The sequence below is a fragment of the Gordonia malaquae genome, from assembly GCF_037148075.1.
GTDB classification, from domain to species: Bacteria; Actinomycetota; Actinomycetes; order Mycobacteriales; family Mycobacteriaceae; genus Gordonia; species Gordonia malaquae.
In genome coordinates this window covers 20,888-43,510 of record NZ_JBBCUB010000009.1, presented here as the reverse complement: position 1 = coordinate 43,510, position 22,623 = coordinate 20,888, and the positions used below count along the sequence as shown (strand labels likewise).

Below are 22,623 nucleotides of genomic sequence, written 5' to 3'. Positions count from 1 at the left end.
CCATCCGCCCTGACTCGAAGGTCTCAGCAACTCACATGCGTCCCGCACTCTCCGACTACCGTCACGTCGCGTCCGGCAAGGTCCGCGACATCTACGAGATCGACGAGCAGACGCTGCTGTTGGTCACCTCCGACCGGATCTCGGCCTACGACTACATCTTGTCGACGCCGATCCCGGACAAGGGGCGGATCCTGACGGCCGCCAGCTTCTTCTGGTTCGACGCACTGGCCGTCCCGAACCATCTGTCGGGCGGGCCGACCGACGAGCGGATCCCCGCGGAGTTGGTCGGACGGTCCATGGTCGTGAAGAAGCTGCCGATGGTGCCGGTCGAGTGCGTAGCCCGCGGATACCTCACTGGATCCGGCCTCGTCGACTACACCGCGACCGGCTCCGTGTGCGGGGTGGAACTGCCCGCCGGTCTGGGTGAGGCCGACAAGCTCCCCGAGCCGATTTTCACCCCGGCCACCAAAGCGGACCTCGGTGACCACGACGAGAACGTGTCGATCGACCAGGTCGCGGAGACCGTCGGGCGCGAACTCGCCGAACTGCTTCGCGACACCACCCTCGACATCTACCGCCGAGGCTCCGAACTGGCCGCTGAACGCGGAATCATCTTGGCCGACACCAAGTTCGAGTTCGGGCGGGCTGAGAACGGATCGCTGGTGCTCGCCGACGAAGTGCTCACCCCCGACTCGTCGCGCTACTGGGATGCCGACGGCTACGCGCCGGGACGCGTCCAGCCGAGCTTCGACAAGCAGATCGTGCGGAACTGGCTCACCGGTCCCGACTCCGGCTGGGACAAGGCATCGGGCGACGAGCCTCCGGCCCTGCCATCCGACATCGTCGAGCGCACCCGTGCCCGCTACATCGAGGCCTACGAACGCATCTCGTCGCTCTCCTTCGCCGACTGGCCGGACCGCGTGGATGTCTGAGCTCACTCCTCCCGTCGCCAAGCGAGTTCACAGCGAACGTGTTCATCACGGCGACGTGTTCGTCGACGAATACGCCTGGCTGGGCGACAAGTCCGACGCGGAGGTGATCTCGTACCTCGACGGGCAGAACGCGTTTGTCGACGCCCAGACCGCCGACCTGGCGGAGCTTCGGGAGTCGATCTTCGGCGAGATCAAGGCCCGCACCAAGGAAACAGACATGGGTCTGGCCACTCGGAGCGAGGGCTACTGGTACTTCGCTCGGACCACCGAGGGCCACGCGTACCCGCGATTCTGTCGATGCCCTATCTCCGGCGACGACGATTGGACGCCGCCCGAGGTGTCGGCCGATAAGCCGCTCCCCGGTGAGCAGGTGTACTTCGACATGGACGCAGAGGCCCAGGGTCACGAGTTCTTCAGTGCGGGCGCGGTCGCGGTGAGCCACGACGGTCGGCGTCTCGCGTACAGCGTCGACCTCGAGGGCGACGAGCGGTACACCCTGCGAGTCCGCGATCTGGACACCGGTGAGGACCTGCCCGGTGCCGTCGCAGGCACCGCGGGAAGTGCGACGTGGTCAAAAGACGGCCGCTTCCTCTTCTACCTGACGGTCGACGAGTCGTGGCGCCCCGACAAGGTGTGGCGCCACGAAGTCGGGGCAGGCACGGATGACGTCCTCGTATTCCACGAGACCGACGAGCATTTCTGGGTCGGTGTCGGCGCCACCGCCAGCGACGCCTACCTGATGATCGGTGCGGACTCGAAGGTCACGTCGGAGGTGTACGTCCTCTCCGCGGACGACCCGACAGGTGAGTTCGTCAGCGTCGCCGGGCGCACGCCGGGTGTGGAGTACAGCGTCGATCACGCCGTCATCGACGGCGACGACTACTTCGTGATCGTCCACAACGGTGATGACGGCGACGGCGGCAGGTCGATCGAATATGCCGTCGACATCGCTCCCGTCGACGACATCGCGGCTCGTCGGACCCTGGTCCCGCACGATCAGTCCCGCCGCATCGAAGACGTGGAGTGCTTCCGCGACTACCTCGTGCTGTCGTACCGGTCCGGTGCCGTCCCTCGCCTGGCCGTCGCCGATCTGCGTGCCGTGGACGGCATCCCGACCGTTGACGACTTCCACGAGATCGTCTTCGACCAGGAGCTGTCCGCGCCCGCCCTCGGATCGAATCCGGAGTGGACCACCCCGCGCCTGCGTCTTGTGTACTCGAGCTTCGTCGACCCCGTCGAGGCCCTCGACCTGAACGTCGCGACCGGTGAACGGACACTTCTGCGCAGGCAGACCGTGCTCGGCGACTACGACCCGTCCGAGTACGTCGCTACGCGTGACTGGGCGATCGCCGACGACGGGACCCGGGTCCCGGTGTCGTTGGTCCGACGCCGCGACCTCGCCGACGGACCCGCGCCGGTGCTGCTCGTCGGGTACGGCGCCTACGAGATGTCGATGGATCCGGGCTTCTCCATTCCGCGGCTGTCGCTGCTGGACCGCGGTGTCGTCCTCGCGTATGCGCACGTCCGGGGCGGTGGTGAGCTGGGCCGGAAGTGGTACGAGAACGGGAAGCTGCAACACAAGCAGAACACCTTCACCGACTACATCGCCGTCGCGCGGCACCTGATCGACTCGGGACGTACCTCGCCGGAGCGTCTCGTCGCCGACGGCGGATCGGCGGGCGGACTGCTCATGGGCGCGGTGATGAACATGGCGCCGGAGTTGTTCGCCGGTGTGCTCGCCGCTGTGCCGTTCGTCGACGCCCTGACGTCGATGCTCGACCCGGAGCTTCCGTTGACGGTCACCGAGTGGGACGAGTGGGGCGATCCGTTCCACGACCCCGACGTGTACGCCTACATGAAGCAGTACTCGCCGTACGAGAACGTGGCGCCCCGCGCCTATCCCGCGGTCCTGGCGCTCGCGTCGTTCAACGACACCCGCGTGCTCTACACCGAGGCCGCGAAATGGGTCGCCGCGCTTCAGGCCGCGACCACCTCCGACCGCCCGATTCTGCTCAAGACCGAGATGTCCGCAGGCCACGGCGGTGTGACCGGGCGGTACAAGCAGTGGGCGGAGATCGCCTTCGAGCACTCCTGGATCCTGCGGGCCTCCGGCGCAGTCTGACCTCTCAAACAACGTCGGCACTCTCCGCCGCGCATAGCGCGGCAGAGAGTGCCGACGTTCGTCACAGCCGTGGATCGACCGGCTCAGACTCCAAGGCGAGGACACCGAACACGTTCTGATGGACCTCCCACAGGGGACGTCCGTCGACGAACGCGCTCAACGCGTCCAACCCGAGTCCGTGCTCGCGGGTCGCCAGTGAGCGCTTCCGGCCCAGCCCACGCGATCGCAGCACGTCGAGCGAATCGGTGTAGTCCGGGCCGTAGATGATGCGCAGATACTCCCGACCACGGACCTTCAGTCCCGGCTGCATCCTCGGCGACACGAGATCGGCGGGTTTGACCACCATGCCCTCGCCTCCGGCGCTCGTCAGCTCCGTCCACCACCGCACGGCCTCCTCACGGTCGGATTCCGACGTGAGGTCGACGGCCCGGTGGCGCGTCGGCACGATCAACGGATGATCGAGGCGTCCCAGCTCGGCCATGTGCCACTCGTGTGACTGAGTCTCGGCGAGCAGGCGGCCGTCGGCGGCGAGGATCTGGAAGGGAGCGACGCGGATCGTCTGCTCACCGGACTCGCAGTAGGCGGCGTAGGCGTCACGAAAAGCTCGCGCGTTGTCGAGACGTGTCGAGACCCGTTCGGTCGGTTCCGCGACGTCGAGCCCTCGAGCGGCCGCTCGACCGAGCAGATCACCGACAGCGGGCAGCGCGTTGATCGCCGCAGCTCCCACCGACGCGTACTGCGACGTGATCAACCCGAGAGCCTTCGCCGACCACGGAAGCACCTCGCAGTCGAGGACCAACCAGTCGGACTCCAGCGAACTGAACAGCGGCGCGACAGCATCACGCAGCTCGTCGACCAGCGCCGAGGTGTCATCGAAGAACGAACGACCCGTCCGCGTGTACACGGCGCCGGAGCTGCCGTCGGTGACCCCGAAACGTCGGGCCGCCACCGCGGGATCTCGAGCTATCACTGCGATGCCGCGCGAACCCATGTGCTTCTCCTCGCAGACCACGCGCTGCACACCCCACCCGAGGTAGTCGTCGAACGCCTGCTGTGGATGCTCGAGGAAGCCGTCGATCGTCGACGTGGCGGCGGGTGACATCGTCGGCGGTAGATACACCAGCCACCTGGGGTCCACAGCGAAGCGGCTCATCACCTCCAACGCCGCAGCGGCGTTCTCCTGCGGGATCTTGATCTTGCCCACGCGCGGGCTCTCGACCCAACGGGTACCCGCGACGTCGTCGATACGAAGCACCGCGGGATCCCGACGAGGCTCCACCGGTGCCGGCGGCCGCGACGGCGGATACCACTCGCGGTCGGCAGAGACGGACACCAGATCCCGCTCCGGGTAGCGCAGCGCGGTCAGTGAACCGCCGAACACTGCGCCGGTGTCGATGCAGATCGTGTTGTTGACCCACTCCGGAGCTGGGGTGGGCGTGTGCCCGTAGACGACGGTGGCCGAGCCGCGGTACTCGTCGGCCCACGGGTAGCGAACCGGAAGGCCGAACTCGTCCGTCTCGCCAGACGTGTCGCCGTACAGTGCAAAAGCGCGTACCCGTCGGGACGACCGCCCGTGGTAGGCCTCCTTCAGTCCCGCGTGAGCGACGACAAGACGGCCGCCGTCGAGAACGAAGTGGCTGATCAGTCCGTCGAGGAATTCGGCGCACGTCGTGCGGAAGCCGTCGGTCTCGGCGTCCAGCTGTGTAAGAGACTCGGCGAGGCCGTGCGAGACCGTCACCTTTCGTCCGCGAAGCGCACGAGCGAGCTTGTCGTCGTGATTGCCCGCGACGCACAGTGCGGCCCCCGCGTCGACCATCGCCATGACGAGTCGAAGCACACCCGGAGTGTCGGGGCCACGGTCGACGAGATCGCCCACGAAGACCGCCGTACGGCCTTCCGGGTGGTGAGCGCCGACAGCGATGCCGTCGGTGTGCTCGACAACCCAGCCGAGAGTCGTGAGCAGCGACACGAGCTCAGAAGCACACCCGTGGACGTCTCCGATCACGTCGAACGGACCTGTCAGGTCCGATCGGTCGTTCCACGGGCGGTCACGCCGGATGCTCACGTTGTCGATCTCCTCGACCCCGCGCAACTGGTGGACTCTACGGAATCCCTCCTTCCGCATCTTGGACAGCGATCGCTTGAGGTCGGCCCTCTGGCGTCGGATCACATGTGCGCCGAAATCACGGTCGGACCGTGCATCGTTGCGGGCCACCGCGACAGACTCCGGAACGTCGAGGACCACCGCGTCCACCAGGACGTCGTGGTCGCGTGCGAGGCGGATCAACGACGCCCGTGACTTGGGCTGGGTGTTGGTCGCGTCGACGACGGTGAGCAGACCGCGGCGGAGCCGGATGCCGACGAGGTGATGCAGCAGATCGAATGCGTCGGCCGTCGCGGCCAGATCGTTCTCGTCGTCGGAGACCAGGCCTCGGCAGACGTCGCTCGACACGACCTCGGTGGGGAGGAAGTGCCGGGCGGCGAACGTGCTCTTGCCGGATCCTGACGTGCCGACGAGCAGCACAAGACCCGCGATCGGCACACCGATCACGGTCGGGTCGGAAACGTCAGTCACGAGTGAACACCGCCATCTGAGTAGGGGATCCAAGAGCGGGGTCGGTGTCGCCGATCCCGCGGTAGTCGACCCGGTAGCCGTTGTCGGCCGCGACGCGGTCGGCCCACGCCGAGAACTCCGCGCGCGACCACTCGAACCGGTGATCCGGATGGCGGGCGCCGACAAGATCTTCGTAGCGGGCGTTGTACTCGACATTGGGGGTGGTCACGAGGACCGCACCGGGCCGGGCGACGCCGAAGACGACATGTTCGAGAGCGCCGAGTCGGGGGATGTCGAGATGCTCGATCACCTCCATGAGGACGGCGACGTCGTACCCGGCGAACCTCTCGTCGACGTAGGTCAGCGCGGCCTGGAAGAGGTTCAGGCGCGCGGACTGGCGTTCGGTCATGTTCTCCACGTGCAGGTGCTCGGCCGCTCGGGCGAGCTCGCGTGTGGACACATCACAGCCGGCGACACGCGAGACGTTCGTTCGCAGAATCTTCGACAGGAGCCGCCCGGACCCGCAACCGAGGTCGATCACGGAGTCGGGCCGGAGGCGATCGATCTCCGCGAGCACCGCTTCGTGCCGCCGCATGTTGAGCGGAACCGAGCGCGGAGCCACGGGAAGATCGTCCGCGGGCTCGTCTGGGGCGCCGTCGAGCTCGGCGAGGCGCGCGCGTGCGATGCCGGTGAGTCCGCCGGTGCGGGCCAGATACCGGGAGACGATCGTGTCGCGCGCAGGGTGGGATGCGAGCCAATCGCCTCCGGCGCTCAGGAGTTTGTCGACCTCGGTCGAGTCCTGCCAGTAGTGCTTCGACGAGTCGAACGCGGGCAGCAGCACGTACAGCTGATTCACCGCATCGGCGAGCCGGACATCGCCCTTCAACTGCAGGCGGATGTACTTCGAGTCTCCCCAATCCGGAAACGCGGGATCGAGAGCGATCGGGTCGGCGTCGACCTCCCACCCGAGGGGAGAGAAGATCTTCCGCGCGAAGTCTGGTCCTCCACGGCAGGGGAGTACAGGGACCGCGATCTCGAGCGGGATCACGGAGTCGGCGAGTGCTTGCCGCGAATCGCAGCGACCCGTCCGGGCGGTGCGGAAGACACGGCCGAGCGCGACCGCGAGGAGCGACGTCGCGGCGTACGGTCGGTCGTTCACGTACTGCGCAAGAGCGAAATCAGGTGATCGCCGACCGCGTGAACGGGCCAGCGCGATGGGATCGACGTCCAGCATCAAGGCCACCGTGCAGCGATCTTCATCGGCATCCGGGTAGAAGACAGTCGCCGAACCGAACGATTCCGAGAACCGCTGAACCCGATCCGGATGCTTGTGCAGGAGGAACCCGAGGTCGGTGGCAGGCTGGTGTGTCGTCGAGATGGTCAGGATCACCGGAGAACATTCCCCTGAATAGTGCGGATACGGACACTCATGTCTATCCCGGCTGCAACTCTCGGGCAACAACATTCCGCCGAAACGACTTCGGCACTCCCTGCCGCGCACAGCGCGGCGGAGAGTGCCGAAGTTTGAAAGTCCGGTGCGATCAGTGCATCGCGACGGGGACCTTCTGCTCGGTGTCCGAGCCCTCTGCCACCAGCTTGCGGCGGGGGAGGAAGAACGCCGGGATCAGCGTCAGAGCGACGAGCACCGTGGCCACGATGAACGTGTCGCCATAGGTAGAGGCGATGTCCGAGATGACGCTGCCGCCTGCGTCGGCGACTGCTGCCGGATCCTTGACGTCGACGCCGTTCGCGACCATCGCCTCGCCGACCTTCGCCTGGTCGCCGCCGGCCTGCATGACCGCCTGCGACAGCGGCATCAGCATGGTGGTGAAGATGACGGTGATGACGCCGGTGCCGATCGACGAAGCGGTCTGCTGGACGGCGTTCATCAGCGTCGAGCCGTCGGCGATCTCGGCACCGCGCAGAGTTGCCAGCGCGGACGACATGATCGGCATCATCGTCATGCCCATGCCGAGACCCTGGACGAACAGGGCCGCGCACAGGAACCAGTACGACGTGTCGGTGCCGAGCGTGATGAACGCGGCGACGCCGATGCCGATCAGGACGAGGCCGCCGAGAACAAACTTGCCGGGACCGATCTTGTCGGTCATCTTGCCCGCGATCGGCATGGTCAGCATCGCGCCGAGACCCTGGGGAGCGAGCAGCAGTCCGGCCATCAGGGTCGACTCGCCGCGCACGATGATGAAGTACTGCGGGTACAGCAGCGATGCGCCGAAGAAGGCGACCGCGAACAGTGACATCGTGATGACGGAGATCCGCAGTGTCGGGTTCCGGAAGAGCCGGAGATCGAGCAGCGGGTTGGTCGTGCGGAACGCGTGCCGGATGAACAGTGCGATCAGGATCGCGCCGATGATCATCGGGATGTAGACGCGCGGTGCGTTGAACGTGCGCTCCTCGGCGCTCGACGAGACGCCGAACAGGAACAGTGCCAGACCCGGCGACAGCATGAGCAGGCCCGGGACGTCGATCTTCTTACCCGGCTCCTGGTCGTTGGCCGGAAGCGCGAACCATGCGTAGACGAGGGCGATGATGCCGATCGGGATGTTGATCAGGAACACCCAGTGCCACGACGCGATCTCGATGAGCCAGCCGCCGAGGATCGGGCCCATGATCGGGCCGAGCAGCATCGGGATGCCGAGCACGGCCATGACCGAGCCGACACGCTCCGGACCTGCGGCGCGAGTCATGATCATCATGCCGATGGGCATGAGCAGACCGCCGCCGAAGCCCTGGATCACGCGGAACGCGACGAGCGAGCCGATGTTCCAGGCGAGCGCACAGAGAATCGATCCGATGAGGAACAGGACGAGCGACGCCATGTAGACGCGCTTGGTGCCGAAGCGGGACGCGGCCCAGCTGGCAGTGGGGATGACGGCGGCGAGTGCCAGCGTGTAGCCGGTCATCGACCACGCGGCGCCTGCCGACGTGGTGCCGAACTCGGTGATGAACGTGGGCTGCGCGACCGAGACGACGGTCACGTCGAGAATCGACATGATCGCGCCGAGCACGATGACGCCGGCGACGACGAAGACGTCGCGGCCGAGCTTGTCCGGCGCGGACGCCGAAGCAGGTGAGGTCATGAGGTCACTTTCTCTGGTGAGAGATGGATCAGAGCGTCGGACAGGGCGTCGTGCAGACGGGCCCGGACTTCGGTTGGCAGGCGCGTGACCATGTCTTTCAGGTCGTCGTCCTTGAGTGCGAACTGCTTGTCGAGAAGTTCGGTGCCCTTGTCGGTCAGCGAGAGGCGCTTGACCCTGCGGTCAGTGGCGTCCTCGCGGCGATCGACGAGTTCGATGCCGACCAGTCGGTCGACGCCTCGCCCGGCCGCGGCGAGCGACAGGCCCACCTCGTCGGCGAGGCAGTTCACTGAGATCGCTTCGCACTTCTGGCGGAGTACGAGCAGCATCCTGACCTGCGAGAGCGTGAGCTCCGTGGTCGCGATGGTGTCCGCGGTGCACCGTCCGTGCATCTCGGCGAGGTGCTCCAGAAACCTCCGGAGCACCGCGGAGGTGCTGCGGACGGATTCGTCGACTCGTTCGATTGAAGGCACTGAATTAAGTTACGTCCACGCAACTATTGCTGCAACACAATTAGTGGTGAGGTTGCTCACCGACCACTACGCTGAGCGACATGAGTCACTCTGTGAAAACCGTGCCCGTTGCCGCCCTCGACGGGTCAGCCCTCGACCTCTCCTCCTTCAAAGGGCCGCTCCTCGTGGTCAACGTCGCCTCCAAGTGCGGCCTCACCCCGCAGTACGCAGGCCTGGAGAAGCTGCAGGAGACGTACGGTCCACGCGGCCTGACCGTCGTCGGCATGCCGTGCAACCAGTTCATGGGCCAGGAACCCGGTACTGCCGACGAGATCGCGACATTCTGCTCCACCACGTACGGAGTCAGTTTTCCGCTGCTCGAGAAGGCCGACGTGAACGGCGACGATCGTCATCCTCTCTACGACGTGCTCACCCAGACGGCCGACGCAGACGGCGAGGCGGGCGACATCCAGTGGAACTTCGAGAAGTTCCTCGTCGGATCCGACGGTGGCGTGATCGCGCGTTTCCGACCCCGCACCGAACCCGACGCACCCGAGGTGATCGCCGCGATCGAAGCCGCGCTGTAGCGGCTCAACCGGTGGCACGACGCCGCCGTCACGGCAGGTAGGATACGTCCGAAGGACTTCACCACAGAAGGAGCGATGCCGCGATGGCGCGTGTAGTTGTCGATGTGATGCCCAAGGCCGAGATTCTGGATCCGCAGGGACAGGCCATCGTCGGTGCTCTGGGCCGTCTCGGATTCTCTGGAATCGCCGACGTCCGGCAGGGCAAGCGGTTCGAACTCGAAGTCGACGGCACCGTCGACGACGCTGCGCTCGAGCGCATCGCGGAAGAGCTCCTGACCAACACGGTCATCGAGAACTTCAACGTGTCGCGCGTGGCGGAGTGAGCATGACCGCCCGCATCGGAGTCATCACGTTCCCCGGAACCCTCGACGACGTCGACGCCGCGCGCGCCGTGACCGCAGCAGGCGGAGAAGCCGTGTCCCTGTGGCACGGCGACGCCGACCTGAAGGGCGTCGACGCGATCGTCGTGCCCGGCGGCTTCTCGTACGGCGATTACCTGCGTGCAGGCGCCATCGCGAAGTTCGCGCCGGTCATGGGCGAGGTCGTCAAGGCCGCCGAGGGAGGCATGCCCGTACTCGGCATCTGCAACGGCTTCCAGATCATCTGCGAGGCGGGGCTGCTGCCGGGCGCGCTGATCCGCAACGAGGGGCTGCACTTCATTTGTCGCGACGAGTGGCTGCGCGTCGAGTCGAACACGACCGCCTGGACCAGTCGCTACGAGGTCGGCGCCGAGATCCTGATCCCGCTCAAGTCGGGTGAAGGCCGCTACGTCGCGTCCGACGAGACGCTCGAAGAGCTCAAGGGCGAAGGTCGCATCGCGTTCACGTACGCGGGCGACAACCCGAACGGCTCCCAACTCGACATCGCAGGCATCTCGAGTGCCAACGGCCGCGTCGTCGGTCTGATGCCGCACCCGGAGCACGCGACGGAGGCTTTGACCGGTCCGTCCGACGACGGTCTCGGCCTGTTCTACTCGGCGCTGGACTCGGTGCTGTCGGCAGTCTGATGGCGGTGAACACGTCTGCGACGGCGGCGGGGCTCGGTGACTTCATCGACGCCTCGCCGTCGCCGTTTCATGTCTGTGCCACAGTCGCCGCGGAACTCGATGCCGCGGGCTACGTGCGCGTGTTCGAGGATCGCCCCTGGTCGACGACGGTCCGCGGCTATGTGATCCGCGGCGGCTCGATCATCGCGTGGGACGCGTCGGTGCTGGAAGGACTCAGTTCGTATGCGCCGCAACCGTTCCGCATCGTCGGCGGCCACACGGACAGTCCGAACCTGCGGGTCAAGCAGAACCCGGACCGAACGGCCGCCGGCCTGTCGACGGTGGCGCTCGAACCGTACGGCGGCGCCTGGCTCAACTCGTGGCTGGACCGGGACCTCGGCCTCTCGGGCCGACTCGCGTACAACGACGGCGGCCGCGTGGCGCACACGTTGGTCCGCATCGACGAACCCGTGCTGCGCGTGCCGCAGCTCGCGATCCACCTGTCCGACGACCGTAAAGGCGTTCATCTCGACCCGCAGCGTCATGTGGACGGGATCCGCGGCGTCGGAGAGAATCAACCGCTGCTCGAATACGTCGCCGACCGGGCAGGTGTCGACCCCGACGCGGTCCTCGGCTGGGAGTTGATGACCCACGACGTCACGCCGTCACGCATCATCGGATCTGCGGGTGACCTCCTCAGCGCGCCGCGTCTCGACAATCAGGGGACCTGCTACGCCGGTCTCCGGGCGTTGTTGGATGTCCCTCGACTGCGCTCGGGAGGCGAGGGCGGACAGCCGCGCGGGATCGCGATGCTCGCTCTCTTCGACCACGAAGAAGTCGGGTCGGGGTCCGAACGTGGAGCGTCGTCCGACTTCCTGGTCACCGTCTGCGAACGGATCGTCGGCGCGCTCGGCGGCGACCGCGACGAGTTCCTGCGGATCATGGCGTCGAGCATCTGCGCGTCGGGCGACATGGCCCACGCCACCCATCCCAACTACTCCGAGCGGCACGAGCCGAGTCACCACATCGCGGTGAACGGCGGCCCGGTGCTGAAGGTGAATCAGAACCTGCGGTACGCGTCGGATGCGATCGGCGAGGCCGAGTTCGCGCTGGCGTGCCGCGACGCCGGCGTCCCGTTGCAGCGGTACATCCATCGAGCCGACCTGCCGTGCGGTTCGACGATCGGTCCGCTGACCGCGACCCGGACCGGTCTGCTGACCGTCGACGTGGGGGCGCCGCAGCTCGCCATGCACAGTTGTCGTGAACTCATGGGCGCCGACGACGTAGCCATGTACTCCGCCGCACTGGCAGCGTTCCTGCGCTGAAACAGACGATGGGCCCCGATCTGTGATCGAGGCCCATCGTGGCAGATGAAAGTCAGGAACCGGTGATCTTTCCGATCACCTCATTGGCCTTGTCCTTGACCTCTTCGATGCCCTTCTTGACGGCCGACGAGGCCTGATCGGCCTTTCCCTCGTTCTTCAGATCGTCGTCTCCGGTCGCGGCGCCTGCGGCCTCTTTCGCGCGGCCCTTCAGTTCCTCGGCCTTGTTCTCGAACTTGTCGTTGATGCCCATTGATCATTCCTCTTTCGTGATGGATCGATTGTCATCAGTGCGAGTGGAGTCGACTTCCGTTCCACTGCGAACGATCGCCGCGCACAGACCGGCTGCGAGCAGCAGGGCGCACCCTCCGGCGAGGGCCCCGAGGATGCTGAACAGCCATCCCCCTTCGGCGGCGTCGACGCCGATCGTGCGGATGACAGAACCGCCGGACACTCCACCTGTCGCCCCCACCAGCAGGTACGCTCGCCGGTCTCGGTGAGTCGACTCCTGGAGTAGTCGGCCGGCAAGCCATCCGACGGCGCCTCCCACGGCGCCCCAACCGATCGCAAGACCCAAGGCCGCCGTCATCGCAGTCCTTCTCGTGATGGTGCACGACCCGGTCGGGACTCCGCCCGACCTCCTGTGACGCGTCGACTGTTCGCACTCCTCGAGTGAGCGCACAGTGCGCCGAGATCCTCCTTCTCGGCGCTGGACCGAACATTACGGAGAATGAATGGCGCCTGTCTTCACCCCCAGGGGTGAAAGATTCAATTGAGTATTGTGTGGCACGTGAATGCGATTCGAATTGCGATCGTCGACGATTACGAAGTCGTCGTGCGTGGTCTCGCCGCGATGCTGCGCGCCTATGGCGACGATGTCGAGATCGTCGAGCTGAACGCGAACACGACAGTCGACGACAGGGTCGACATAGCGCTGTACGACTCATTCGCCAATCCGCAGGGTGACAAGGATCAGGTTCGTGAACTGGCCGCGAACCCGGCGGTCGGACGCGTTGTGGTCTATTCATGGAACGTCGAGAGTCGTCTGGTGCGCTCCGCGCTCGCGAACGGTGCGGGTGGATACATCGCGAAAGGGTTGCCGGCCGCGAAGCTTGTCGCCGCGCTCCGCGCGGTCCACGACGGGACGGAGACGATCCACCTCGGAGGCTCCCGCACGAAGGTCGCGGCAGGCGACTGGCCGGGTCGCGAGGAGGGGCTGACCCAGCGAGAATCGGAAGTTCTCGCGTTGATCACTCAGGGGTTGAGCAATGTGGAGATCGCGGAACGGGCCGGCTTGTCGATCAATTCCGTGAAGACGTACATCCGCAGCGGATATCGGCGCATCGGCGTCTCGACGCGCGCCCAGGCCGTCATCTGGGGCGCGGGTCACGGCTTTCTGCCCGACCGGATCCGGGTCGACGACCCGGGGACCGAACTCGCGGACTGACTCAGCCGTTGCGTCGCGCGTCGTGTGCTTCCTGCGACTCGTGAACCTCGGCGATGTGCCCTTCGACGAGGTCGATCAGGTCCGCCAGCCGCTCGGCCGCTGCGGCTCCGAGCTCCGTCAGCGAGTACTCGACGCGTGGCGGGATCGCCTGCAGCACTTCCCGATTGACGAATCCGTCGCGTTCGAGCGACTGCAGGGTCTGTGACAGCATGCGCTCACTGATCCCGTCGACACGGCGACGCAGGGCGCTGAACCGGAGGTCGCCGTCGCGCAGCGCGACAAGGGCGAGCAGACCCCATCGGCTCGTGGCGTTCTGTAGAACGGCGCGCGACGAACAGTTGCGTGAGAACACGTCGGCCTCCAGCGTCGGGTCGACGTCAGAGGCAGTCGGGTTCTCGGTCATGCCTCACATTCTAGCCCCACGAGAGTGCTGGTGCTGACTACTAGTGTTGCACTGTACGAAATGTAAGTGCATGATCGTGGGGTAGCGATCAGTCGATCGCCGGACGAGAACTCTCGAAGGGGCAACCATGACGACGTACGCAGTGACCGGAGCAACTGGTGGACTCGGTGGGGCGGCAGTGGCCGCGCTCATCCGACGAGGCGTGGCGGCCTCCGACATCGTCGCGATCGTGCGGGACACCACGAAAGCGGGAACGCTCGCCGAGTCGGGTGTCGTGGTCCGCACCGGAGACTACGAGAAGCCGGAGACCCTCGCGGGTGCACTCGCAGGCGTCGACAAGCTGTTGTTCGTGTCCGGATCAGAGGTAGGGCGTCGTACCGCACAGCACACCAACGTGATCGAGGCCGCGAAGAACGCCGGTGTCGGTCTGGTCGCCTACACGAGCCTGCTGGGCGCGCCGACCTCGCCGCTGATGCTGGCGGCCGAGCACCGGGAGACCGAGAAACTGCTCGCCGACAGCGGCCTCGACGTGATCCTGCTCCGCAACGGCTGGTACTCCGAGAATTACGCTGCCTCGGCGCAGGCCGCGATCGACGGCGGCGTCTTCTACGGATCGGCCGGGACCGCGACGGTCGCGCCTGCGGCGCGCGCCGACTACGCCGACGCCGCTGCGGCGGCACTCATCGGCTCGGCGGCCGGGTCGGTCTATGAACTCGCAGGGGCTGAGCACCTGACCTACGCGGACATCGCCGCGACCTTCGCCGCGGTGTCGGGCACGGATGTCGTGTACCAGGACCTTCCGGTCGCCGACTACGCCGCCGCCCTCATTCAGGCGGGCCTGCCGGAGGGTGCGGCGCACGTGTTCTCCGACTCCGACGGCGGAGCCGCACAGGGTGCGCTCGACTCGGAGTCCACGGACCTCGCGGACCTTCGCGGTGCTGCCGGAACCACGTTCGCCGAGGTTATCGGGGCAGCGCTGCGCTGATTCTCCTATGGCGCGAGGACGGTCAGGGTGGAGCCCTGTTGGAGGGCGATCCGACCGTCGATGTCGTATGCGGCGCCGCCGATGGGGTAGGTCCACGCCACTGAGCCGGTCGACGGGCGATACGCGGTGAGCTGGTTGCCGTCGGTGAAGACGGCGATGTCGTCGGACGCCCCGACGCAGGCGAGTTTGTCGATGTCCGCGGACGGGTCGCCGAATGCCGGAGGTGGAAGCTCACCGATCACGGTTCCCTCCGCGAGCGACAGGAACACGCGCGAGCGGTCCTTGCGGGCGACGGTGACGTGTGGACCGCACGGGCGGGTGTGGACCTTCGACAGTTCCTTGTCGTTCACCTGCCACAGGGCGTCGCCGGTCGCCGGGTCGACGACCTGGTAGCGGCCGTGGGTCTCCATGGACTGATCGCCTGCGGCGCCGAGCACCGGCAGCGTGGACGGTCCGGACACGAGCGACTGGCTTCGCGCGGTGTGCACGGAATCGGCGTCGACGACACCGTTCACCACGGGGTGGAAGTCGACGGACGCTCGTCCGAGCGGGTCGTGGGAGACGAGCACTCCCGTCGGGTAGGTCTGCACCGTGCACGTCCGGCAGGCGAGGACGTCGTCGCCGGTCAGGGGATCGAGGACCTGTGCGCTGCCGTCGGTGTTCTGGACGACCAGCACGCCGTCGGTGTACGACGGGGTCGCCGCCGACGCGAACGTCCGACTCCACCGGACCTCGCCGTCGATCGTGCGACGTGACACCTGGTAGCGAGTGCTGTTGACGTGCACGAAATCGGTTGCGAGGCCGACAAGTGCCGACGTGTCGGACTCGTCGGTCTGGCGTTCGAGGGACCCGGAGTCGGAGACGAGGTAGAAGCCGTTGTCCGGACCGTCGGTGCGGGTGCGGACGGCGCAGCCCACCTGTCCGGCAGTGTTGAACGCGCACGCACCGAAGCCCGCGTTGACCGGCGCGTCCCATCGAAGCGACCCTGTGTTCGCGTCGACCAGCACGTACTGGCGCCGGATGCCCGCGGTGTACGACACGAGCCAGTCCCCGCGGTGGACGTCGGCGATGGCGACGTCTCCGTCGCCGGTGAGGCCGGGCAGCGACGTGTCGTCGAGAGTCCACTGTTCGGTCGGGGCCGACGTGTACTCCTCGAGCACACCGTGCGCGGCGTCGTCCGACGACACGGAGTCGCCGGGCATCAGCACGACGCCTGCCGTCACGACCAGGGCCACGGCGCCGACCGCGGCCACCGTTCCCATCCCGAACGGCAGACGTGCGAGGGTGCTCCGGATCGACATGCGATCAGTACATCACGCGGGCGGAAGGGGCTCGGCGTCCCGCGCCTTCAGCATCACGGTCATCTGGCCGATCTCGTCGCCCTGTTCGGTGATCATGGCGAGTGCCAGGCGTCGGGTGGCACCCGACGCCTCGTCCGAGTTCTGCGCTGCGGTCGCCATCTCAATGCCTCCCTCGTGGTGTCGGATCATCAGCTGGAGAAACCAGACCTCGGCGTCCACGCCGTGAGCGGAGGCGAGGCGGGCGAGATCGTCGGTGCTCGCGAAACCCGGCATCGGAGGGGTGTTGTCGTCCGCCTGTGGCGCCGGGCCGTGGTCGTCGTGCTCGGACGGATGCATCCATGACATCGGCGCGCTGGGCGTCAGCGGCTCACCGAACCAGTCGAGCCAGCCGCGCATGGTCGCCGCCTCGGCGGTCTGCGTCGCCACGATCCGATCGGCGAGTCCGCGGACCTCTGGTGCGACGTCGCGGGCCAGTGTCTGCGCCATCAGTATCGCCTGATCGTGGTGGACGCTCATGTCCTGCGCGAACCCGACATCGACGGGCCGTGGTTCGTGAGAGCGTGCCTCGGCGCGGTGGTTCTCCCAGGCGACGCCCGCGAACAGGCCCGCGATGACGAGCAGCACGGCGACGCCGACTGCGCATACGGCAGTCATCGCACGTCGGGTCATCCGATGGTCGACTCCTGGTCGGCGGGCGGCGTGTAGATCCGTGGACTCAGCTCCAACGCGTAGAAGCCGCCGTCGGCGCACGTCGTCCACACCTGCTGGCCGTGGAACTCCGGAGGCGAGAAGCACCAGTCGGTCGACATGTCGCCGCCGACGACCATGCCCGAGCGTGGGCCCAGCGCATCGTTGAGCTTCACTTTGCCGTTGACGATGGACATTCCGAGGCTGAGGAACTCGATGGCGGGCACCCCGATGATCGAACCGAGGACGTGCGGCGAATTCGGCAGGTCGGCGATCGTCGCATTCTTCTGGGCGGGCGGGTTGTAGTAGCCGATCTCAGAGATCTTCTTCAGATCTCTGATGTCGAAGACTCTGATGCCCGACGACTCCCACGAGCAGGCGAGGGTCGTCGGCTCGTTCGGGCGGTCGACCGCGCAGTAGTGCGGGTTCGACGAGAACAGACTGCCGCCCATCGAGGAGCGGAGATTGGTGTCGAGGTTCTCCGGAAGGTTCACCTCGAGTTTGATCTGCGCGACGTACTTCGGGCTGTTCACCTTCGTCACATCGAACACCTTGACGCCGCCGGAGCCGCCCTCATCGGCGGTGATGATGTGCGGACGGTCGCCGATCATCACCGGAATCGAGTGCTGATTGAGCTGGCCGTCCGGCCACAGGTACGCGGCGAGGTGCCTGACCTGCGGGAACCGAGTGCGCCGCTGAACTGAGCTGATGTCGAGGACGGTGATCCCGGCCATGTTCGACAGGTACATGCGGTTGCCGTCGGGGGAGATGCCGAACCCGTGTCCGAGGAAGCTGTGCAATCCCTGCCAGATGACCCTCGGTGATCGCGGATTGGAGATGTCGATGGCGCTGAGGTGACCGGGGAAGACGCCGGACGCCCAGTACGTCCTGCCGTCCGGCGAGAATCCGCCCTCGTGCGAGGTGAACGGAAGCGGCGTAGCGGTTCCGGGACCGGAGTTGAGGAGCTTCGGATGCTCGCAGTCGGAGATGTCGTACACAGCGAAGAATCCGCCGCCCCACAGGAGCGGGACCGCCGTCGCCGCGAGGAGCTTGCGCTTCCGGTTGACCTTCAACGTCTCCCACGTGCCGCCGCGCATGGCGGGTGACGTGAGCGATCCGACGACCTTCGGGTTCGCCGGGTCGGCGACGTTCACCACCTGCACGCCGGGCTGCCGGACGAGGTTGTTGCCGGGGAACAGACTGCCGGTGTAGCTGCAATGGTCGTAGGTGGCCGACACTATGCCGCCGCCGGCACCGCGGACCCCGCCGACCTTCGTGATGTTGCAGCGGTAGCCGAGACGTGACCGGCCCGAGTTCCGGTCCTCTGCGCTCACCAGGCCCTGCATCCCCTTCTCGGGAAGGGACCCCGGACCGCAGTCCGCGCGGTCGACGGCGACATCGGAGATGTCCGGGAACAAGTGATTGGCGGCGTCGGCCGGTGGCGCGGAGATCATCGAGCCGATGAGAGCCAGAATCACTGCGAGTGTGATCGTCGCGAACCGTGTCCGCGCCCGCTTCCGAGCATGATCGATCCGCATTCCGCCCACCCCGTCTGAGAAGTCGTGATCGTCTCGGACGCTAACACTCTCGACCTGCACTCTGTGGCCCGTTCGGGCCAATTCGAGAGATCCGATGCCCGCCTTGAGCGTCGTTCGCTCACGGCGTACACAGTCGGGAACATCGTGCCTGCGTGCGACGTTGTCAACCTCAGACCCCCATCGCGGGCCTTGGCATCCGCCAGGGGCATCCGTAATGCAGGCACAGTTCGGCCAGAGCACTAGAGTGAAGGCAGGGCTGGTCGTATCTACAGCCACGGCTGACGTGGCAGCGACCGGGGCGCAAGCAATCGAGGGAGAACAATGTTCGAACGGTTCACCGACCGCGCACGCCGGGTTGTCGTCCTGGCGCAGGAAGAAGCGCGGATGCTCAACCACAACTACATCGGCACGGAGCACATCCTGCTGGGCCTCATCCACGAGGGTGAAGGCGTGGCGGCGAAGGCTCTCGAGTCGCTCGGCATCTCGCTCGAGGCCGTCCGTAGTCAGGTCGAGGAGATCATCGGCCAGGGCCAGCAGGCCCCGTCCGGGCACATCCCGTTCACGCCGCGTGCGAAGAAGGTTCTCGAGCTCAGCCTCCGCGAGGCGCTGCAGCTCGGTCACAACTACATCGGCACCGAGCACATCCTGCTCGGCCTGATCCGCGAGGGCGAGGGCGTCGCCGCCCAGGTCCTCGTGAAGCTGGGCGCCGACCTCAATCGGGTCCGCCAGCAGGTCATTCAGCTGCTGTCCGGCTACCAGGGCAAGGAGCCGGAGACGGCAGGCACCGGCGGTCGCTCCAACGACTCCGGCACCCCGTCGACGTCACTCGTGCTCGACCAGTTCGGTCGCAACCTGACCACAGCGGCGTCCGAGGGCAAGCTCGACCCGGTGATCGGCCGTGAGAAGGAAGTCGAGCGGATCATGCAGGTCCTCTCGCGCCGCACCAAGAACAACCCGGTCCTCATCGGCGAGCCCGGCGTCGGCAAGACCGCCGTCGTCGAAGGCCTCGCGCAGGCCATCGTCTCGGGCAATGTCCCCGAGACGCTGAAGGACAAGCAGCTGTACACCCTCGACCTGGGTTCCCTGGTCGCGGGCAGCCGCTACCGCGGTGACTTCGAGGAACGCCTCAAGAAGGTCCTCAAGGAGATCAACACCCGCGGCGACATCATCCTGTTCATCGACGAGCTGCACCAGCTCGTCGGAGCGGGTGCCGCCGAGGGCGCGATCGACGCCGCCAGCATCCTGAAGCCGAAGTTGGCCCGCGGTGAGCTGCAGACCATCGGCGCCACCACTCTCGACGAGTACCGCAAGTACATCGAGAAGGACGCCGCACTGGAACGCCGCTTCCAGCCGGTTCAGGTCGGCGAGCCGTCGGTGGAGCACACCATCGAGATCCTCAAGGGTCTGCGCGACCGCTACGAACAGCACCACAAGGTGTCCATCACCGACGGCGCCCTCGCGGCCGCCGCGTCGCTGGCCGACCGCTACATCAACGACCGCTTCCTGCCGGACAAGGCGATCGACCTCATCGACGAGGCCGGCGCCCGCATGCGCATCCGCCGGATGACTGCGCCGCCAGATCTCCGCGAGTTCGACGATCGCATCGCCGACGCCCGCAAGGAGAAGGAGTCGGCGATCGACGCGCAGGACTTCGAGAAGGCGGCCAGCCTCCGGGACAAGGAGAAGAAGCTGGTCTCCGAGCGCGCCGAGCGGGAGAAGCAGTGGCGTGCAGGCGACCTCGACATCGTCTCCGAGGTCGACGACGAGCAGATCGCCGAGGTCCTCGGCAACTGGACCGGCATCCCTGTCTTCAAGCTCACCGAGGAGGAGACCAAGCGTCTGCTCCGCATGGAGGACGAGCTGCACAAGCGGATCATCGGCCAGGAGGACGCCGTCAAGGCGGTCTCGAAGGCGATCCGTCGTACCCGCGCAGGTCTGAAGGACCCGAAGCGTCCGTCGGGCTCGTTCATCTTCGCCGGCCCGTCCGGCGTCGGTAAGACCGAGCTGTCGAAGGCCCTCGCGAACTTCCTGTTCGGCGAGGACGACGCCCTCATCCAGATCGACATGGGCGAGTTCCACGACCGCTTCACCGCGTCGCGTCTCTTCGGTGCGCCTCCCGGCTACGTCGGCTACGACGAGGGCGGCCAGCTCACCGAGAAGGTTCGTCGCAAGCCGTTCTCCGTCGTCCTGTTCGACGAGATCGAGAAGGCACACCCGGAGATCTACAACACGCTGCTTCAGGTGTTGGAGGACGGCCGTCTCACCGACGGTCAGGGCCGTACGGTCGACTTCAAGAACACCGTTCTGATCTTCACGTCCAACCTGGGCACGTCCGATATCTCCAAGGCTGTCGGCATGGGCTTTAGCAAGGACGACGGTCGCGGATCGAACTACGACCGGATGAAGCAGAAGGTCAATGACGAGCTGAAGAAGCACTTCCGCCCCGAGTTCCTGAACCGCATCGACGACGTCATCGTGTTCCACCAGCTCAAACAGGACGAGATTCTGCAGATGGTCGACTTGATGATCGGTCGTGTCGAGCAGCAGCTCAAGAACAAGGACATGGACATCGAGCTGACCGAGCGGGCCAAGAACCTGCTTGCCAAGCGCGGTTTCGATCCAGTGCTCGGTGCCCGTCCGCTGCGTCGCACCATTCAGCGCGAGATCGAGGACCAGCTGTCGGAGAAGATCCTCTTCGAGGAGATCAAGGCCGGTCAGATCGTCCTGGTCGACGTCGAAGGCTGGGACGGCGAGGGCGACGGCGAAGACGCGCACTTCACCTTCACCGGTTCGGAGCGTCCGCGGAACATCCCCGATGACGCCGTGGAACTGACCAAGACCGCAGGTTCGGGCGACGACGTGGCCTGATCTGCAATAGATCCAGCAGTACGGCGGCCGGTGGGACACTCCCACCGGCCGTCGTCGTCTGTCGCGGTCGTGTGAACGAATGACCTCGTTCGAGCGGGAGTGGCGGGCGTCTCCTAGAGTGAAGGGTCAGCGCACCCCTGCCGGGTGCATGATCCATCACTACGTCGGGGAGATTTCATGACCTACGGTCCGCCCAACCCGCAATATCCTTCGGGTCCGAATCCGCAGCAGCCTGGACCTCCGCCCTTCGGAGCTGCACCAGCGAAGGCTTCGGCGGCCCAGGCGATCCTTGCGCCGACCGCGGCACCGAATCAGAAGAGTCTGATCGTCGGAGCTGTCGCAGCCGTGATCGGACTATTGCTTGTGGTGTTCAGCTTCCTCACGTGGGCGTCGATTTCTGTCGACCAGTCGACTTCGCTTGGCGGCGACTCGATGAGCGTGAAGATCGAGATGTCGATCAGTGGTCTTGGCAATGCGGATGTCTCGACTGACGTCAACCTTCCGGGATCTCTGCCGGACTCGGTGAAGGATGAGATTCTCAAGTCCGCGCCCACCGCTGACGAGCTGAACAGCGACGAGGACGGCCCGGGCAAACCCGGTGTGTGGATGATCGTGTTCGGTGTCGTTCTGATCGTCGGCGGAGTATTGATCGTCGTTCGCAAGTTCCCGGGCATCGGTGCAGTGGTCGCAACTGTCGCAGGTGTCGCTGCGACCATCACCGCTATCGTGTTCGTCGCTGATCCGATCGGCGCATTCGGTGGCACGATGAAGGACACTCCGGCAGGTGCCGGTGTGGACAGCGGAGCGTCGTACGGCCTGTGGCTGACGTTGCTGGCTTCGCTTGCGGCCCTCGCGGTCGGCGGTCTGGCAGTCCTGATGACGATCGCACCCGAAAAGCTCGGTGGATCGCGAGCCGGTGGTCTGCCGACCGGAAACGCCGTGCCTGGTGCTCCTGGCTTCGCGCAGCCTGGACCCGCGCAGCCCGGTTCGGTTCCGCCTGCTGCACCGAACTACGGCCAGCAGCCTGCGCAGCCGAACTACGGGCAGCAGCCGGGCCAGCCGCAGGGTGGCTTCCCGCCGGTGCCGCCGCAGGGCGCTCCGGGGCAGCAGTACCCGGGACAGCAGCCGCCGCAGGGCTACGGCCCGCCACAGCACTGACGTCATCTCCCAGAGGAGGGTCCGACCGTATCGGTCGGGCCCTTCTCGTTTGTCGCCGCGACACGCCGCCACGGGCGGCGGCGACAGAAGCCATCGTGTGGTGCAGCCGCGTTGATGCGCGGCAAACATCACACACTCGGTCGTGTCGACGTTCGGCAACTTCACAGGTTCTCATGGGAAACTA

At 66.3% G+C, this 22,623-nt stretch carries 20 protein-coding genes; 10 read left to right on the top strand and 10 right to left on the bottom strand.

The features are described 5' to 3' along the window. The first annotated feature begins 35 nt into the window (after positions 1 to 35). Positions 36 to 932 (top strand): phosphoribosylaminoimidazolesuccinocarboxamide synthase, encoded by an 897-nt coding sequence (locus WFK36_RS22605; RefSeq protein ID WP_336794487.1) that lies wholly within the window; start codon positions 36 to 38, stop codon positions 930 to 932. Further along, positions 925 to 3,054 (top strand): S9 family peptidase, encoded by a 2,130-nt coding sequence (locus WFK36_RS22600; RefSeq protein WP_336794485.1) that lies wholly within the window; start codon positions 925 to 927, stop codon positions 3,052 to 3,054. The genes WFK36_RS22605 and WFK36_RS22600 overlap by 8 nt, the downstream gene beginning before the upstream one ends. A 61-nt stretch (positions 3,055 to 3,115) precedes the next feature. Here WFK36_RS22600 and WFK36_RS22595 read toward each other — a convergent pair whose 3' ends face one another. The 4 genes from WFK36_RS22595 to WFK36_RS22580 form a co-directional block, all read right to left on the bottom strand. After that, a complete protein-coding gene (locus WFK36_RS22595; protein ID WP_336794484.1) occupies positions 3,116 to 5,629 on the bottom strand; it encodes a polynucleotide kinase-phosphatase in 2,514 nt (837 codons plus the stop codon). Beyond that, positions 5,622 to 6,998: a 3' terminal RNA ribose 2'-O-methyltransferase Hen1 gene (locus tag WFK36_RS22590; RefSeq protein WP_336794483.1), complete on the bottom strand. Its 1,377-nt coding sequence runs from the start codon at positions 6,996 to 6,998 to the stop codon at positions 5,622 to 5,624. The genes WFK36_RS22595 and WFK36_RS22590 overlap by 8 nt, the downstream gene beginning before the upstream one ends. A gap of 151 nt (positions 6,999 to 7,149) precedes the next feature. Next, complete coding sequence (locus WFK36_RS22585; RefSeq protein ID WP_336794481.1) at positions 7,150 to 8,709, bottom strand: DHA2 family efflux MFS transporter permease subunit; 1,560 nt, start codon at positions 8,707 to 8,709, stop codon at positions 7,150 to 7,152. Further along, a complete protein-coding gene (locus tag WFK36_RS22580) occupies positions 8,706 to 9,179 on the bottom strand; it encodes a MarR family winged helix-turn-helix transcriptional regulator (RefSeq protein ID WP_336794480.1) in 474 nt (157 codons plus the stop codon). Before WFK36_RS22580 ends, WFK36_RS22585 begins: the two co-directional genes overlap by 4 nt. Positions 9,180 to 9,259: 80 nt before the next feature. Between WFK36_RS22580 and WFK36_RS22575 the strand changes: the two genes are divergently transcribed. The 4 genes from WFK36_RS22575 (at position 9,260) to WFK36_RS22560 (ending at position 12,055) form a co-directional block, all read left to right on the top strand. Next, the gene (locus WFK36_RS22575) at positions 9,260 to 9,745 is read left to right on the top strand and encodes a glutathione peroxidase (RefSeq protein ID WP_336794478.1); all 486 of its coding nucleotides are present in this window, start codon (positions 9,260 to 9,262) and stop codon (positions 9,743 to 9,745) included. An 83-nt stretch (positions 9,746 to 9,828) separates the two neighbouring features. Further along, positions 9,829 to 10,068 (top strand): phosphoribosylformylglycinamidine synthase subunit PurS, encoded by a 240-nt coding sequence (purS, locus tag WFK36_RS22570; RefSeq protein ID WP_008378528.1) that lies wholly within the window; start codon positions 9,829 to 9,831, stop codon positions 10,066 to 10,068. A 2-nt stretch (positions 10,069 to 10,070) separates the two neighbouring features. Beyond that, on the top strand, positions 10,071 to 10,751 hold the full coding sequence (gene purQ / locus WFK36_RS22565) for a phosphoribosylformylglycinamidine synthase subunit PurQ (RefSeq protein ID WP_008378530.1): 681 nt from the start codon (positions 10,071 to 10,073) through the stop codon (positions 10,749 to 10,751). Next, complete coding sequence (locus WFK36_RS22560) at positions 10,751 to 12,055, top strand: M18 family aminopeptidase (protein ID WP_336794476.1); 1,305 nt, start codon at positions 10,751 to 10,753, stop codon at positions 12,053 to 12,055. The genes purQ and WFK36_RS22560 overlap by 1 nt, the downstream gene beginning before the upstream one ends. 52 nt (positions 12,056 to 12,107) lie before the next feature. On the opposite strand, the gene WFK36_RS22555 is transcribed toward WFK36_RS22560, so the two are convergent. Both WFK36_RS22555 and WFK36_RS22550 read right to left on the bottom strand, forming a co-directional pair. After that, positions 12,108 to 12,305 (bottom strand): CsbD family protein, encoded by a 198-nt coding sequence (locus WFK36_RS22555; RefSeq protein WP_008378533.1) that lies wholly within the window; start codon positions 12,303 to 12,305, stop codon positions 12,108 to 12,110. 3 nt (positions 12,306 to 12,308) lie between these two features. After that, positions 12,309 to 12,641 carry a hypothetical protein gene (locus WFK36_RS22550; protein WP_008378535.1) on the bottom strand — a complete coding sequence of 111 codons (333 nt, stop codon included), beginning with the start codon at positions 12,639 to 12,641 and terminating at the stop codon, positions 12,309 to 12,311. Between the two features lie 201 nt (positions 12,642 to 12,842). On the opposite strand from WFK36_RS22550, the gene WFK36_RS22545 reads away from it, so the two are divergent. After that, on the top strand, positions 12,843 to 13,499 hold the full coding sequence (locus WFK36_RS22545; protein ID WP_040519823.1) for a helix-turn-helix transcriptional regulator: 657 nt from the start codon (positions 12,843 to 12,845) through the stop codon (positions 13,497 to 13,499). A gap of 1 nt (position 13,500) precedes the next feature. On the opposite strand, the gene WFK36_RS22540 is transcribed toward WFK36_RS22545, so the two are convergent. Next, positions 13,501 to 13,902, bottom strand: a complete 402-nt coding sequence (locus WFK36_RS22540) for a winged helix-turn-helix transcriptional regulator (protein ID WP_336794473.1) — start codon at positions 13,900 to 13,902, stop codon at positions 13,501 to 13,503. Positions 13,903 to 14,029: 127 nt separating this feature from the next. Here WFK36_RS22540 and WFK36_RS22535 point away from each other — a divergent pair, with 127 nt between their 5' ends. Then, the gene (locus tag WFK36_RS22535) at positions 14,030 to 14,887 is read left to right on the top strand and encodes an NAD(P)H-binding protein (RefSeq protein WP_336794471.1); all 858 of its coding nucleotides are present in this window, start codon (positions 14,030 to 14,032) and stop codon (positions 14,885 to 14,887) included. A gap of 5 nt (positions 14,888 to 14,892) precedes the next feature. Here the strand turns inward: WFK36_RS22535 and WFK36_RS22530 are convergent, their stop codons facing one another. The 3 genes from WFK36_RS22530 to WFK36_RS22520 are packed head-to-tail and all read right to left on the bottom strand — an operon-like array spanning position 14,893 to position 18,413. Further along, positions 14,893 to 16,188 carry an outer membrane protein assembly factor BamB family protein gene (locus WFK36_RS22530; RefSeq protein WP_336794469.1) on the bottom strand — a complete coding sequence of 432 codons (1,296 nt, stop codon included), beginning with the start codon at positions 16,186 to 16,188 and terminating at the stop codon, positions 14,893 to 14,895. Positions 16,189 to 16,200: 12 nt separating this feature from the next. Further along, positions 16,201 to 16,857 carry a DUF305 domain-containing protein gene (locus WFK36_RS22525; RefSeq protein WP_336794468.1) on the bottom strand — a complete coding sequence of 219 codons (657 nt, stop codon included), beginning with the start codon at positions 16,855 to 16,857 and terminating at the stop codon, positions 16,201 to 16,203. Then, positions 16,854 to 18,413, bottom strand: a complete 1,560-nt coding sequence (locus WFK36_RS22520) for an LVIVD repeat-containing protein (protein ID WP_419717524.1) — start codon at positions 18,411 to 18,413, stop codon at positions 16,854 to 16,856. The genes WFK36_RS22525 and WFK36_RS22520 overlap by 4 nt, the downstream gene beginning before the upstream one ends. Before the next feature lie 321 nt (positions 18,414 to 18,734). Between WFK36_RS22520 and WFK36_RS22515 the strand changes: the two genes are divergently transcribed. Both WFK36_RS22515 and WFK36_RS22510 read left to right on the top strand, forming a co-directional pair. Continuing rightward, complete coding sequence (locus WFK36_RS22515; protein WP_336794467.1) at positions 18,735 to 21,281, top strand: ATP-dependent Clp protease ATP-binding subunit; 2,547 nt, start codon at positions 18,735 to 18,737, stop codon at positions 21,279 to 21,281. 177 nt (positions 21,282 to 21,458) lie between these two features. Then, the gene (locus tag WFK36_RS22510) at positions 21,459 to 22,439 is read left to right on the top strand and encodes a hypothetical protein (protein ID WP_336794465.1); all 981 of its coding nucleotides are present in this window, start codon (positions 21,459 to 21,461) and stop codon (positions 22,437 to 22,439) included. Positions 22,440 to 22,623 lie beyond the last annotated feature (184 nt).

Bases quoted from the DNA above. Each gene is read 5' to 3' on its own strand.
- WFK36_RS22605 (WP_336794487.1), top strand. From the start codon at position 36: ATGCGTCCCGCACTCTCCGACTACCGTCACGTCGCGTCCGGCAAGGTC.
- WFK36_RS22600 (WP_336794485.1), top strand. From the start codon at position 925: ATGTCTGAGCTCACTCCTCCCGTCGCCAAGCGAGTTCACAGCGAACGT.
- WFK36_RS22585 (WP_336794481.1), bottom strand. From the start codon at position 8,709: ATGACCTCACCTGCTTCGGCGTCCGCGCCGGACAAGCTCGGCCGCGAC.
- WFK36_RS22575 (WP_336794478.1), top strand. From the start codon at position 9,260: ATGAGTCACTCTGTGAAAACCGTGCCCGTTGCCGCCCTCGACGGGTCA.
- purS (WP_008378528.1), top strand. From the start codon at position 9,829: ATGGCGCGTGTAGTTGTCGATGTGATGCCCAAGGCCGAGATTCTGGAT.
- purQ (WP_008378530.1), top strand. From the start codon at position 10,071: ATGACCGCCCGCATCGGAGTCATCACGTTCCCCGGAACCCTCGACGAC.
- WFK36_RS22560 (WP_336794476.1), top strand. From the start codon at position 10,751: ATGGCGGTGAACACGTCTGCGACGGCGGCGGGGCTCGGTGACTTCATC.
- WFK36_RS22555 (WP_008378533.1), bottom strand. From the start codon at position 12,305: ATGGGCATCAACGACAAGTTCGAGAACAAGGCCGAGGAACTGAAGGGC.
- WFK36_RS22550 (WP_008378535.1), bottom strand. From the start codon at position 12,641: ATGACGGCGGCCTTGGGTCTTGCGATCGGTTGGGGCGCCGTGGGAGGC.
- WFK36_RS22540 (WP_336794473.1), bottom strand. From the start codon at position 13,902: ATGACCGAGAACCCGACTGCCTCTGACGTCGACCCGACGCTGGAGGCC.
- WFK36_RS22535 (WP_336794471.1), top strand. From the start codon at position 14,030: ATGACGACGTACGCAGTGACCGGAGCAACTGGTGGACTCGGTGGGGCG.
- WFK36_RS22530 (WP_336794469.1), bottom strand. From the start codon at position 16,188: ATGTCGATCCGGAGCACCCTCGCACGTCTGCCGTTCGGGATGGGAACG.
- WFK36_RS22525 (WP_336794468.1), bottom strand. From the start codon at position 16,857: ATGACCCGACGTGCGATGACTGCCGTATGCGCAGTCGGCGTCGCCGTG.
- WFK36_RS22520 (WP_419717524.1), bottom strand. From the start codon at position 18,413: ATGCGGATCGATCATGCTCGGAAGCGGGCGCGGACACGGTTCGCGACG.
- WFK36_RS22515 (WP_336794467.1), top strand. From the start codon at position 18,735: ATGTTCGAACGGTTCACCGACCGCGCACGCCGGGTTGTCGTCCTGGCG.
- WFK36_RS22510 (WP_336794465.1), top strand. From the start codon at position 21,459: ATGACCTACGGTCCGCCCAACCCGCAATATCCTTCGGGTCCGAATCCG.